The sequence below is a fragment of the Enterobacter sp. DC4 genome (assembly GCF_000568095.1).
Lineage (GTDB): Bacteria > Pseudomonadota > Gammaproteobacteria > Enterobacterales > Enterobacteriaceae > Enterobacter > Enterobacter pseudoroggenkampii.
The window spans coordinates 20,634-33,281 of the sequence record NZ_AZUB01000007.1; the positions used below are offsets into that span (position 1 = coordinate 20,634).

The window sequence follows — 12,648 nt, forward strand, 5'->3', positions numbered from 1 at the left end:
GACGTTATGCAGGAATTGATTGCTCAGGTTGAAGAGTTAGGCATTGAAATTAATCACACCACCTCTTTAGTGATTATCTTTGGTATTATTTTTCTTACCGCCATCATCGTTCATTTTATTCTGCACAAAGGTGTGCTTCGCGCATTCGAAAAACGCGCGCAGGCCAGCAGTCATTTATGGCTGCAGATCATCACCCAGAATAAATTATTTCACCGTCTGGCCTTTACCCTGCAGGGGATAATTGTCAATGTCCAGGCGGTACTGTGGCTGCAAAAAGGCAGCGAAGCAGCGGAAATTCTCACTACCTGCGCCAGGCTGTGGGTAATGGTATATGCCCTGCTCTCCTTCTTCTCGCTGCTGGACGTTATTTTCAATCTGTCGCAGAAAATGTCCACCGCGTCACAGCTGCCGCTGAAAGGGATCTTCCAGGGCATCAAGCTGGTGAGCGCCATCCTGGTGGGGATATTGATTATCTCCCTGCTCATCGGCCAGTCCCCGGCGATTCTGATAAGCGGTCTGGGCGCCATGGCCGCCGTGCTGATGCTGGTGTTTAAAGATCCGATACTCGGACTTGTGGCGGGTATTCAGCTTTCCGCCAACGACATGCTCAAGCTCGGCGACTGGCTGGAGATGCCGAAATACGGCGCCAACGGCACGGTGACGGATATCGGCCTGACCACCGTGAAAGTACGCAATTTCGATAATACGATTACGACCATTCCGACGTGGGCCCTGGTCTCCGACGCCTTTATCAACTGGAGCGGCATGTCGGCCTCCGGCGGGCGACGTATTAAGCGCAGTCTGAATATTGATACCACCAGTATTCATTTCCTCGACGAGCAGGAGCAGCAGAAACTCATTCAGGCGAAACTGCTGAAGCCTTATCTGGCCGCACGTCATGAGGAAATTAACCTGTGGAATCAGCAGAACGGTGAAGGGGCATCGGTATTAAACCTGCGCAAGATGACCAATATCGGCACCTTCCGCGCCTACCTGAACGAATATCTGCGCAACCACCCGCGCATTCGCAAAGATATGACGCTGATGGTGCGTCAGTTGGCACCTGACGCGAATGGTTTGCCGATTGAAATATATGCCTTCACCAATACGGTGGTCTGGGCAGAATATGAGGAGATTCAGGCTGACATCTTCGACCATATTTTCGCGGTGGTGGATGAATTTGGGTTGCGTATTCACCAGTCCCCGACCGGGAACGATATTCGCGCCCTGTCGGGTGTCATCGCCAGGTAATCTGTGTGGGCAACCGGGCGTCAAAGTAAGTGCGGTCTGGTGCCCTCACCCCGGCCCTCTCCCACAGGGAGAGGGAGAAAACCGAGCTACTTTTTGCGCGAGAGCTTAAAAGCAATAAACAGGAACACCACCCACACCGGCAGCAGCATCGCCGAAAGGCGCATCTCATCCATGGTGCACATCAACACCAGAATTAGCCCCAGGAAAGCGATACAGATGTAGTTCCCCGCCGGGTAAAGCAGCGCTTTGAACTGCGTTTCGCGTCCCTTGCGGCGCATCGCGGCGCGGAATCGCAGGTGCGCCAGGCAGATCATGATCCAGTTCAGCAGCAGCGTGGCGACAACCAGCGCCATCAGCAGGCCAAAGGCCTCTTTCGGCAGCAGGTAGTTGATTAGCACTACCAGCGACGTAATGGCACCGGAAAGGAATAAGGAATTCACCGGCACGCCGCGACGGCTGACGCGGGTAAGGAACTTCGGCGCGTTGCCCTGCACGGAGAGGCCAAACAGCATACGGCTGTTGGAGTAAACGCCGCTGTTATAGACCGACAGAGACGCCACCAGAATGACAAAGTTCAGCGCCGAGGCGACCACGTTGCTGTTCAGATCGTGGAAAATCATCACGAACGGGCTGCTGTCGGATTTCACCTCCACCCACGGATAGAGCGCCAGCAGCACCACCAGCGAGCCGATGTAGAACAGCAGAATACGGTATACCACCTGGTTAACCGCTTTTGGAATGCTTTTATGCGGGTCGTGCGCTTCCGCGGCGGTGATGCCAATCAACTCTAATCCGCCGAAGGAGAACATGATCACTGCCAGCGAGAGGATCAGCCCTTTCCAGCCGGTCGCCAGGAAGCCGCCGTGCTGCCAGAGGTTATCGATCGTGGCGCGCTCGCCGCCGTGGCCTGAGAACAGCAGCCACAGGCCAAAGCCGATCATGCCGATAATCGCCAGCACCTTGATCAGCGCAAACCAGAACTCGGTTTCGCCATACAGGCGGACGTTAACAAGGTTAACGGCGTTGATAATGATGAAGAAGGCCGCCGCCCAGATCCACGTCGGGACATCCGGCAGCCAGTACTGCATGTAAATGCCTGCGGCGGTCAGCTCCGCCATCCCCACCAGCACGAACATGACCCAGTAGTTCCAGCCGGACAGGAAGCCTGCAAACGGGCCCCAGTATTTATAAGCAAAGTGCGCGAAGGAGCCTGAAACCGGCTCTTCAACGACCATCTCGCCAAGCTGGCGCATGATCAGGAAGGCGATAATCCCGGCGATACCGTAACCCAGCAGCACCGCCGGGCCCGCCATCTGAATAGCGGGGCCGATGCCGAGAAACAGCCCGGTACCGATCGCGCCGCCAAGGGCAATTAACTGAATATGTCGATTTTGCAAACCACGTTGCAGCGTCGGATTCTGATCCGACGAGGCTTCGGCGCTACCATGGCCTGAAGCGGATGACGCGTCTTTCACGTCCTACCCCTGTCTCTTTTTTAGAAGGGGCACGTTTTAACACTTCATGCTGGAGGTAGCAAGGGATTGGGGCATCCCTGCCCCGGATAACGAGATGGAACGCTTAGAATTCGTAGCCAACCGAGATCTTAAAGGTACGCGGTTCACCCTGCGTGATGTAAGTACCGGAATCGTCCACGCTGGCCCAGTAGTTTTCATTGGTTACGTTGTCGATGCCTGCGCGCACCGTCATCGGGTTTGCATTGTGGTTCACCGCGAAGCGATAGCGCATACCCAGATCCAGCGTGGTGTAGCTGTCAAGCTTTTTGGTGTTTGCCAGGTCAGCGTACTGCGCGCCGGAGTGGTTCACGCGGGCGGTGGCGGTCAGGCCGTCAATCGGCTTGATGTCGTACTCTGCGCCCAGCACGGCGTAAAAGTTCGGAATACCGATCGCATCGTTCCCCTGATTGACGCCATTTTTGGTTTTGGTCAGCTCGGCCTGCAGCCAGGTGGCGCTGGCGTTGAGGCGCATCCCCAGCAGGGGCTCGCCAAAGACGTTCAGCTCCACGCCACGGTTACGCTGCTCGGCGTCAAGGCCGTAGTGGCCGCTGTCGTCGAGGATCGCCGACGGCATTTTAATTTCGAACAGCGCAAGCGATCCGCCCACGCGGCCAAAGTCCGCCTTCACGCCCACTTCGTTCTGCTTAGAGTGCACGATACCGGTGCTCTGGCCGTAGTTGGTGGCGGTATTAGGCGCGGTTTTGCCCGGCTGCAGCGCTTCGGTGTGGTTGGCGTAGAGGGAAATTTCCTTCCACGGCTTGTAGACCACGCCGTAGGTTGGCATCCAGCGGCTGCCGTCGAAGCCGTCTGCCGCGTTTTCCGCACCGGTAATTTTGTTATACCCGCGAATGACCACCTTCTGGTGGCGCGCGCCGGCGGTGAACAGCAGTTTGTCGTCCAGCACACCTAGGGTATCGCTCAACAGCCAGCCTTGGGTACGGGTGCGTCCGCTGGTCAGCGGATCGCTGTATTTCCCGCCTGAGCCGTTGAGGTTGCTGCTGTCCGGCATATCCACGCCGGTATTGTGGTAGATGTTGGTCGTCGGGTTATCCTTCGTCGCCGACATTTTCCACGCGATTTTTTCGCTTTTGGTCATCGCCGAATAGCCGACGTTGACCTTGTGCGAGACGAAACCGGTATTGAAATTACCGCGAATGCCCGCCATACCGCTGACGGAGTCGCTGATGCGGTTGGTATCAAGGCGGCTGACCGTTGCCTTGCCGCTTTTGTCCACCAGCTTCGGCGCGCTGTAGATCCCTTCCTCATGCGCATGCTGCGCGCCCAGGCCGGTATAGGCGGTCCAGCCGTCGGTGATGTCGTACTCGCTGCGCCACACCCCGAACTCGTTTTCGATGTTGCTGTAGGCCCACTTCTGCGAGAAGTTGCGATCGTTTTTCGGCGGCTCGGGCACGAAATCCACCGCCGAAATGTTGACGCTGGTTGGGCTACCGTGGAAGGTTTTCTTTTGATAGCCCAGATCAAGCGAGGTGCGGAAGCGGTCACCGCTGTAATCCAGGCCGGTAGAGAGCAGCGTGGTGCGGCGGCGATCGTTCGGTATGCCGGTTTCCCCTTCGCGATGGACCAGGTTCACCCGCGCGCCAAACTGGTCGTTGTCGCCGTAGCGACGACCCGCATCCAGCGTGGTGCCAATCTGAGAATCTGAGGTGTAGTCCACGCCCACTTTCGCCTGCGGGAGTTCGCCCGCGTGTTTTGGCTCAAGGTTGATCATCCCGCCCACGCCGGAGCTCGCCGCGCCGTTCATCAGGGCGTTTGCCCCTTTGAAGATCTCAATGCGCTCAACCATCTGGGTATCCACCACCTGGCGCGGCAGCACGCCGGACAGCCCGCCAAAGGTCATGTCGTCACCGTCGAACTTCAGGCCACGAATACGGTAGGTTTCCGCGCTGTTGCCGAATCCCTGGACGAACTGCACGCCCGCGTCGTTCGCGACGACATCGGCAATGGTTTTCGCCTGCTGATCTTCCACCAGCTTCGAGGTGTAGCTGATGATGTTGAACGGCACGTCCATGGCGTTCTGCTGGCCCAGCATCCCCATGCGCCCGCCATTCGCCATCTGCCCGTCAAGGAAGGCCGGTACCAACTGGTCGCCACCGGGTTTGAAATCGCTGGCTGGCGCAGCCTGGACAACGAGGGTTTCCTCTTTTTGATCGTCCGCCGCGAAGGCGGAATGCGTCACCGCGCCAACGGCGAGCGCCAACAGCGTGTTGTTTATTTTGGTGTTGTTCATCGTTAACTCATTTAAACGTGCGCGCAAAAATGACCCGTTGTCGGGCTTTAGAATGTGTTTATTGAAATGCAAATGAGAACTATACGCATTATACATGCATTAGCAAGTGTAACCGCGTTCATGAGGAGGTTTGGCGAGAAATGAGGGGAACAACCACCCCGTGCGGGGGTGGCTGCAATGACGTTATTTTTTCTTGTAGATATTGGCCGTACCGTGAATTTTATTGTTGGTGTTCCCTGACGTGAGCACCAGGACATCTGCGCCTTTCTTATCGGCTTTCTCAATCAGTTCTTTTTTTGCATCATCAACCGATACCTCATTCGAGGTACTTACCGTACCGATTTTTTGATACTGAGACGCAACTTTCTTGAACTCATTTTTTGTCAGCAACTGAGCAGCAAAAGCATTGGTCGTAAACAGTAACGCCGTTCCCAACAAAATAGCAGTCGTCTTTTTCATAACCTTTTTTCCTTGAGATTAATCAGCAACTACGAAAAACCTCACGCATTGTGGTGAGGTTTTATGAGCATGGTAGAGAATCTCAGGAAATGCCATACGGTCGGGAAAATTCTTTTATAACAACCCGTTGCATGAAATTACTAACGAATATTAAGAATATTCGAATACCCGCGCGGTGCCAGCAATATCAATGCGTACCGCCGTGCCCGGGTTCCATCCTGGCTGGCTGACGGTCTTCAGAATCACGGGCTGTTGCTGCCCGGCTAATCCGAGGGTGAGCGTCGATAGCTGTCCGGTGAAATCCACATCAAGAATCGAGATCGGGCTTTCATGTGAGGCACATGCCGTCACGCGTAATTGTTCAGGGCGCATCATCACCCTGCCCTGTCCTGTCGCATGCGCGTTGTCCGTCGGCACTTCACCCAGCGCGCACACGGCATACCCGGCAGCCAGCTGAGCTGGCAGGATCACGGCGTCGCCAAGAAACAGCGCCGTCTCTTCGTCAACGGGACGGGTGTAAACCTCATAAGGCGTACCGACCTGTGTGAAGCGTCCGGAGCGCATCACGGCAACCTGCGTGGCAAAGGACAACGCTTCGTTCTGATCGTGGGTGACCAGAATCGAGGCCACGCCCGCTTCGGCCAGCAGATCGGCCGTTGCCTTACGCGTCATGGCGCGCAGGCCGGTATCCAGCGCCGAGAACGGTTCATCCAGCAGCATCAGTGAAGGACGCTGGGCCAGCGCACGGGCAAGCGCCACGCGCTGCTGCTGTCCGCCGGAAATCTCGTGAGGCCAGTGCGTTGCCAGTTGCCTGTCCAGAGACACCATCTCCATCAGCGCCTCAACGCGCTGGCGTTTCTCGTGGCGGGTGCCATCCAGCCCCCAGGCAATGTTGTCTGCCACATTGAGGTGCGGGAACAGCGCCCCCTCCTGAGGTACAAAACCGATCCCGCGCTGGTGGGCAGGGACAAAACGGTTTTCATCAAACAGCGTTCTCCCCTGCATGACAATACGCCCGGTGTCAGGCGTTTCGAAACCGGCAAGAATACGCAGCAGCGTGGTTTTCCCCGACCCGGACGGACCGACAATCGCCGTCCTGCTCCCCGGCGCAACGCTCAGGTTTAAGCTGTCGAGCACCTGCACATCAGAAAACGATTTAGAAATGGCGGTTAATTCAAGCATGTCATAGCCCTGCAATTTTTTTCGACTGCATATAGAGAATGGCGGTCAGCGGGAGTGAAATCAGGATCATCAGCATCGCGTAAGGCGCGGCGGCAACATAGTCAATTTCACTGGTCAGCGCCCAGAATCCGGTGGAGAGCGTGCGCGTGCCCAGCGGAGAGAGCAACAGCGTGGCGGTCAACTCGTTGCTGACGCCGAGGAAAACCAGCGCGGCACCCGCCGCAGCACCGGGCGCGGCCAGCCGCATCGTGACACTCCAGAGCGCCTTCGCGGGCGTGCTGCCCAGGCTGCGCGCCACGTTTTCCAGCTCGACCGGCGCCTGCGCAATCCCCGCCCGAAGGTTGATGAGCGCTCGGGGCATAAACATCAGCAGGTAGGCCAGGAACAGGGTAATTTCCGTCTGATAAATGGGGCGGGCGTAATGAATGGTGACGGTGACCAGCGCCAGCGCCGTGACAATGCCCGGCAGTGAACTGGTGATATAGATGCACCCTTCCAGCATCCGGAAGATACGGTGCGGATAGCGGATACCGAGCCACGCGATGGGGATCACGCACGCCGTCGTCAGGAGCGCACCGCCCACGCCGAGCATCAGCGTCTGGCGCAGGGAGTGCCAGAGATCGGGACTCATCCAGTTTTGCACGCCGCCGAGCCAAATCCAGCGACACAGGACAATCAACGGCACGCCCAGCGCCAGCACGATCAGCACGATGAAAAACAGCTGGCCCAGCGCGGCAGCCGCAGGCTTCAGCGGCCAGCGTTTTTGCTCGCGCGCGGCCCCGGCGCCAATGCGCGCGTAGCGTGCTTTTCCGCGCGTTACGCCTTCCAGCACCAGAATAGCCAGACAGCACAAGGCCAGCACGCCCGCCAGCATGTTCGCCGCCGGGCCGCTGAAGGTAGACTGGAACTGGTCATAGATTGCCGTGGTGAAGGTATCAAAGCGGATCATCACGTACAGGCCATATTCCGCCAGCAGATGCAATGCCACCAGCAGCGCGCCGCCGCAGATAGCCAGCTTGAGCTGCGGCAGCACCACGCGGAAAAAGACCCGCCAGGGCGGCGTGCCGAGCGATGCGGCGACATCTTCAAGCGTCGGGTCAAGACGACGCAGCACCGCCGCAACCGGCATATAGATAAACGGATAGTAGGCCAGAACGGAGAGGAACACGCCCGCGGAGAGCCCATGCATGGACGGGACAACGCTCACCCAGGCATAGCTTTGCACGAACGCGGGGATCGCCAGCGGGGCGACCGCCAGTGCAGACCAGATCCCTCGCCCGGCAAGCTGTGTGCGCTCGGTGAGCCAGGCTATCGCCACGCCCGTCACGATACACAGCGGAACCGCTAAAGCCGTCAGCCACAGCGTGTTGCTGAGTAGCTCAGCAACACGCGGGCGAAATACCAGCGCCTTAATGGTTTCCCAGCCGGTCTCAATGCCAATGGCAATGATAAAACCCAAAGGCAGAAGCGCCATTAATGAAAACAACACAGCTAACGCAACCATCGGCAGTGCAGGACGCCTGCGGGCAGGCTCCTGCACTCTGTTTTTTCCGATGTCGAGACTCAGACCAGACATAAGACGTTCACTTCACTCTCAGGATCACAGCAGACCGGCTTGCGTCATCAGCTCGATAACTCTTTTACTGTTGAGCGTTGAAGGTTCAACTTTCGGTGCATCAAGATCTTTCAGCGGGACCAGTTTCGGGTTTGAGGCCGCGTTTACGCCCACAGCGTATTCAAAGGCGTTGTTGGTACGCAGACTCTCCTGACCTTCTTTGCCGGTAATGTATTTGATGAAGGCCTGCGCCTGGGCTTTGTGCTTGCTGGACGCCAGTACGCCACCGCCAGAGAGGCTCACAAACGCGCCCGGATCCTGGTGTTTGAAGTAGTAGAGCTGAGTGTTTTTGCTGTTTTCACCGGTTTTGGACTGATCGACAAAGCGGTAGTAGTGATAAATCACGCCGCCATCAATCTGGCCGGCATTGACGGCTTTCATCACCGTGCTGTTGCCTTTATAGGCAACGAAGTTAGCTTTCATCGCCTTAAGCCATTCCAGAGTGGCCTTTTCGCCTTTCAGAGCCAGCATCGCGCTCACGATGGCCTGGAAATCCGCGCCTGACGGTGATGCCGCCCAGCGGCCTTTCCACTCGGGTTTCGCCAGATCCATCAGCGACTTAGGCAGCTGCTGCTCGCTCAGTTTCGCAGGGTTATAGACGAATACCGTGCTGCGGGCGGCAATGCCGATCCAGCGACCGTGCGCCGGACGATACTCTGCCGGTACCTGCTTCAGGGTGTCTGCATCCAGCGGCGCAAACAGGTTAGCGTTATCCACCAGCACCATGGACGGTGAGTTTTCCGTCAGGAATACGTCGGCCGGCGATGCGCTGCCTTCCTGAACCAGCTGGTTACCCAGCTCGCTGTCATCACCATTGCGCAAAGTCACTTTAATGCCGGTTTCTTTGGTAAAACCGTCAACCCACGACTTCACCAGGTTTTCATGCTGCGCGTTATACACAACGATACCTTCGTTGTTATCTGCGGCAACTGATTGTGTGGAAAGGAAAAGGGATGACGACAACAAGGCAAGCGAGAAGCAGGACAGCAGGCGAGAATTCATGAACATATCCTTAATTGACCAACGGGAGTAACCACTCATAGCTTTGTGGGACAGGATTAAAGCATACAACAACGCTAATGATAATTAGTATCAATCCAGTTTACGCGTAAAAGTGTAAAATTTCATTATTGCGTGGTTTGAAATGATAAAAATCCAGATGGGAAAGACAGTTCAATTCAAAATTAAGAAAACCTTAAGACTGAACGGAAAAAGAATTCATTAGCCTTCTATTTATTATTGCGATATTTAATGCACAGATGAACAACTCTCCCGCCAGAGAAGCGGGAGAATGTTATGCGGTGTGTTATTTATCGATTAAATTAAAATCACCCTGGTTATATCTTTGCCCCTGAATATTGTCAGGCGTAAAGACATGGTCAACGAACTTAATATCAGAATCGGAAAGATTCAGGCTGACCGCCCCCGCATTATCCTGCAAATGCGCTATTTTTCGAGCCCCCGGAATAGGAACAATGTCATCTCCTTTACTCATCACCCATGCGAGGGCCAGCTGTGCGAGGGAACAGCGGTATTTATCCGCGACATCCTGTAGCTGGCCGAGCAGCTGTTGGTTTTTCTGCATCGCTGCTTTCTGGAAGCGAGGCAGGTTCCGTCGGAAATCATCCTCGCCAAAGCCGGAGCTGTCGGTGATTTTCCCGGTTAAAAATCCGCGACCCAGCGGACTATAGGGCACAAACCCAACGCCCAGCTCGCGGCAAGCGTTAAGAATGCTTTCCTCCGGCTCGCGAGTCCAAAGCGAATATTCCGTTTGCACGGCGGTAATCGGATAAACTTTGCAGGCCCGGCGCAACGTGTCGGCTGAGACTTCTGAAAGCCCGATATGGCGAACTTTCCCTTCCTTGATAAAATCAGCCATTGTTCCCACAACGTCTTCAACAGGTACAGACGGGTCGACGCGGTGCTGATAAAGCAGATCGATAGTCTCGATATTGAGACGTTTAAGTGAACCTTCTACCGCTTCACGAATATGTTCAGGGCGGCTGTCAACACCAGCCATACGTTCAAGCCCGCGTCCGGAGGGAAGGATGCGAAAACCAAATTTAGTCGCAATCTGTACCTTGTCGCGAATGCCTTTAATCGCTTTCCCGACCAGGACTTCATTATCATAGGGGCCATAGACTTCCGCTGAATCAAGGAAGGTAACGCCCAAATCGACCGCAGCGTGAATGGTATTGATCGCCTCCGATTCTTCGGCACCACCATAGGCAAAACTCATCCCCATACAACCCAACCCCAGTGCTGACACCTGGAATTTATCTTTTCCCAGATAACGTGATTTCATCTTATATTCCTGTTTTGATAAATGACAGGAAATATATACTTTCATTCTTAACGCATAACAATTAGTATATTTTTAATGCAGTATTTTATGAGAATTAACAATGAAAAATGCACCAGAGTTACAACATATAGAAATATTACTTCTTATTGTAAAACACGGGAGTTTTCGTCAGGCCGCAAAAGAATTAAATGTTTCAGCGCCGACGTTAACTGTCGCCATAAATAATCTTGAAGAAAAACTTGGGGTTAGACTTTTGAATCGCTCCACCCGAAGCTTGTCTTTGACTGCCGTCGGTAAAGCGTTTCTTGATGACGTGACGCCCGTCCTGAATGACTACAGACGCGTCATTGATAATCTCAATGACCACAAAGAAACGCCAGAAGGTGTCATCAAAGTTAACTTACCCCGGATCGTGGTTGATCTCTTTTTTCAAAGCCATTTCGTTGCGTTCAAAAATGATTACCCGGGTATTACATTAGAGTTGTTCACCACTGACAGAAAAATCAATATTATCGACTCAGGTTTCGATGCCGGAATACGGTATACACAAGATGTTCCTAAAGATATGGTTGCCATTCCTTTTGGTGGCAAGATGGCTCTTATTCCCGTTGCCAGCCCCGATTTTCTGAAGAAATCAGGCACGCCTGACTCACCAAAAGATCTGGTCAATTTCAGGTGTATAAATCGCTGTTTTCCTGATGGAAAGCTGTATCGCTGGGAGTTTATGGATCCACAAGGGGAAAAAATGGAGGTATCTGTTAATGGCGATCTGGTTGTCGATTCAGACGCGGCAATGATCCAGGCTGCTGAATATGGGTTAGGGATTGCGTTTGTTTATGAGAATTTGGTTGAGGATAAAATTAGCGAAAACAAACTTGTCCGTTTGCTACCTGATTATACCTATCCCGCTGATAATTTTTGTGTTTACTACCCGAGCCGAAAACATCTGCCAGCACCACTGAGAACCTTCATAGCGTGGGTGATGTCGATGAATAAAGACGTGCGTTGAGAGGAAATGGCACGCCCTGTAGGATTCGAACCTACGACCTACGGCTTAGAAGGCCGTTGCTCTATCCAACTGAGCTAAGGGCGCACTGAGAAGCGTGTGCTTCGCGGTGGTGAAACGCGAAGAATTATACGGTCAATGGCAGGTGAGTCAATGCCTTTTCCGCTTTCCTGGGCAATTACCGCTAGCCGGTTGTAAATACGGCTATTTTCTCAACATTTCTCCCTGTTTCACCGTAAAATTTAGCGCTGCGAAAAGGCCTAGTTGCATTTAAGTAACGCCTGCTGTTTTCCTGAACGTCAGCTCGTCACACTAGAGTCAGGTATCCCGGCCGCCTGGAGGCTGACAGACAACAGGACAATGGAGTGACAGCGCAAAACCTGATCGATACGCCCCCCCGGTTACAGTACCTTTCTCAGGACATCGTCGGCATTAAGCTTGAGCCTATCGTCGCCCTCACCTCCTTGCGCCAGGTTGGCGTGGAGGTACTTAGCGTTCTGTCTGACACGCGTCACAGCGAGGACTTTTTTTGCGATCGGTCCGCTGAGTGGTCGATAACCCTGCTTGAAGCGCAGCTTGCCACGCTAAAAAATACGCCGCACGGACATAACCTTTTTATTAATCTGCCGATAACCGTCCTGACGGAGCCTGCGTCTTTTCAGCGACTTATCAAGTTACCTGGCGTGCCGCTCAATATTGAGATTGTCGACCTCGCGTCCTTTTTGGCGCTATCTGTCGCACAGAAGCAGCATGTGGTTCAGAATCTGCAGCAACTTAGCAGACAGGGACACGCTATCTGGCTGGATGACGTAGATGACGTCTTAGTGCAGTCGTTTTTATCCTGTCGACTCCCGTTAAGCGGCGTCAAAATAGATAAGGAAGCATTCTGGCGTTTACGCGACACCCCTGCGCTGAGGCAACTGGTTTCCCTTTGCTTTCAGCTGGCCGGGAAAGTGCTTATTGAAGGTATTGAGACTGAACGCGATCGTACCTGGGCACTGCAGGCAGGCGCAGACCTCGGCCAGGGATATTACTGGCCGTCCTGGACATGGCCGGAGGATTAAAACG

Annotated in this window: 10 protein-coding genes and 1 tRNA gene; 3 read left to right on the forward strand and 8 right to left on the reverse strand. The window is 54.4% G+C overall.

What is annotated here, in order from left to right; all coding sequences use genetic code 11:
- Positions 1 to 6: 6 nt before the first annotated feature.
- Complete coding sequence (locus tag P349_RS05870; RefSeq protein ID WP_032646222.1) at positions 7 to 1,251, forward strand: mechanosensitive ion channel family protein; 1,245 nt, start codon at positions 7 to 9, stop codon at positions 1,249 to 1,251.
- An 86-nt stretch (positions 1,252 to 1,337) separates the two neighbouring features.
- On the opposite strand, the gene pheP is transcribed toward P349_RS05870, so the two are convergent.
- The 7 genes from pheP to P349_RS05835 all read right to left on the reverse strand — a co-directional run bounded on the left by pheP (position 1,338) and on the right by P349_RS05835 (position 10,574).
- Complete coding sequence (gene pheP / locus P349_RS05865; protein ID WP_032646221.1) at positions 1,338 to 2,726, reverse strand: phenylalanine transporter; 1,389 nt, start codon at positions 2,724 to 2,726, stop codon at positions 1,338 to 1,340.
- Between the two features lie 103 nt (positions 2,727 to 2,829).
- The gene (locus tag P349_RS05860; RefSeq protein ID WP_032646220.1) at positions 2,830 to 5,013 is read right to left on the reverse strand and encodes a TonB-dependent receptor; all 2,184 of its coding nucleotides are present in this window, start codon (positions 5,011 to 5,013) and stop codon (positions 2,830 to 2,832) included.
- 183 nt (positions 5,014 to 5,196) lie between these two features.
- Positions 5,197 to 5,472: a DUF1471 family periplasmic protein YahO gene (gene yahO, locus P349_RS05855; RefSeq protein ID WP_024906894.1), complete on the reverse strand. Its 276-nt coding sequence runs from the start codon at positions 5,470 to 5,472 to the stop codon at positions 5,197 to 5,199.
- A gap of 150 nt (positions 5,473 to 5,622) precedes the next feature.
- A complete protein-coding gene (locus tag P349_RS05850) occupies positions 5,623 to 6,654 on the reverse strand; it encodes an ABC transporter ATP-binding protein (RefSeq protein WP_032646219.1) in 1,032 nt (343 codons plus the stop codon).
- Position 6,655: 1 nt separating this feature from the next.
- A complete protein-coding gene (locus P349_RS05845) occupies positions 6,656 to 8,230 on the reverse strand; it encodes an ABC transporter permease (RefSeq protein ID WP_024906892.1) in 1,575 nt (524 codons plus the stop codon).
- 24 nt (positions 8,231 to 8,254) lie between these two features.
- The gene (locus P349_RS05840) at positions 8,255 to 9,271 is read right to left on the reverse strand and encodes an iron ABC transporter substrate-binding protein (protein WP_032646218.1); all 1,017 of its coding nucleotides are present in this window, start codon (positions 9,269 to 9,271) and stop codon (positions 8,255 to 8,257) included.
- Between the two features lie 304 nt (positions 9,272 to 9,575).
- Entirely contained in the window at positions 9,576 to 10,574 is a 999-nt protein-coding gene (locus tag P349_RS05835) for an aldo/keto reductase (protein ID WP_032646217.1), read from the reverse strand.
- 100 nt (positions 10,575 to 10,674) lie between these two features.
- On the opposite strand from P349_RS05835, the gene P349_RS05830 reads away from it, so the two are divergent.
- A complete protein-coding gene (locus tag P349_RS05830) occupies positions 10,675 to 11,583 on the forward strand; it encodes a LysR family transcriptional regulator (RefSeq protein ID WP_032646216.1) in 909 nt (302 codons plus the stop codon).
- A gap of 7 nt (positions 11,584 to 11,590) precedes the next feature.
- Here P349_RS05830 and P349_RS05825 read toward each other — a convergent pair.
- A tRNA-Arg gene (locus P349_RS05825) sits at positions 11,591 to 11,667 on the reverse strand.
- A gap of 278 nt (positions 11,668 to 11,945) precedes the next feature.
- On the opposite strand from P349_RS05825, the gene P349_RS05820 reads away from it, so the two are divergent.
- Positions 11,946 to 12,644: an EAL domain-containing protein gene (locus P349_RS05820; protein ID WP_032646215.1), complete on the forward strand. Its 699-nt coding sequence runs from the start codon at positions 11,946 to 11,948 to the stop codon at positions 12,642 to 12,644.
- The last annotated feature ends 4 nt before the right edge of the window (positions 12,645 to 12,648 follow it).

Bases quoted from the DNA above. Each gene is read 5' to 3' on its own strand.
- P349_RS05870 (WP_032646222.1), top strand. From the start codon at position 7: ATGCAGGAATTGATTGCTCAGGTTGAAGAGTTAGGCATTGAAATTAAT.
- P349_RS05860 (WP_032646220.1), bottom strand. From the start codon at position 5,013: ATGAACAACACCAAAATAAACAACACGCTGTTGGCGCTCGCCGTTGGC.
- yahO (WP_024906894.1), bottom strand. From the start codon at position 5,472: ATGAAAAAGACGACTGCTATTTTGTTGGGAACGGCGTTACTGTTTACG.
- P349_RS05850 (WP_032646219.1), bottom strand. From the start codon at position 6,654: ATGCTTGAATTAACCGCCATTTCTAAATCGTTTTCTGATGTGCAGGTG.
- P349_RS05845 (WP_024906892.1), bottom strand. From the start codon at position 8,230: ATGTCTGGTCTGAGTCTCGACATCGGAAAAAACAGAGTGCAGGAGCCT.
- P349_RS05840 (WP_032646218.1), bottom strand. From the start codon at position 9,271: ATGAATTCTCGCCTGCTGTCCTGCTTCTCGCTTGCCTTGTTGTCGTCA.
- P349_RS05835 (WP_032646217.1), bottom strand. From the start codon at position 10,574: ATGAAATCACGTTATCTGGGAAAAGATAAATTCCAGGTGTCAGCACTG.
- P349_RS05830 (WP_032646216.1), top strand. From the start codon at position 10,675: ATGAAAAATGCACCAGAGTTACAACATATAGAAATATTACTTCTTATT.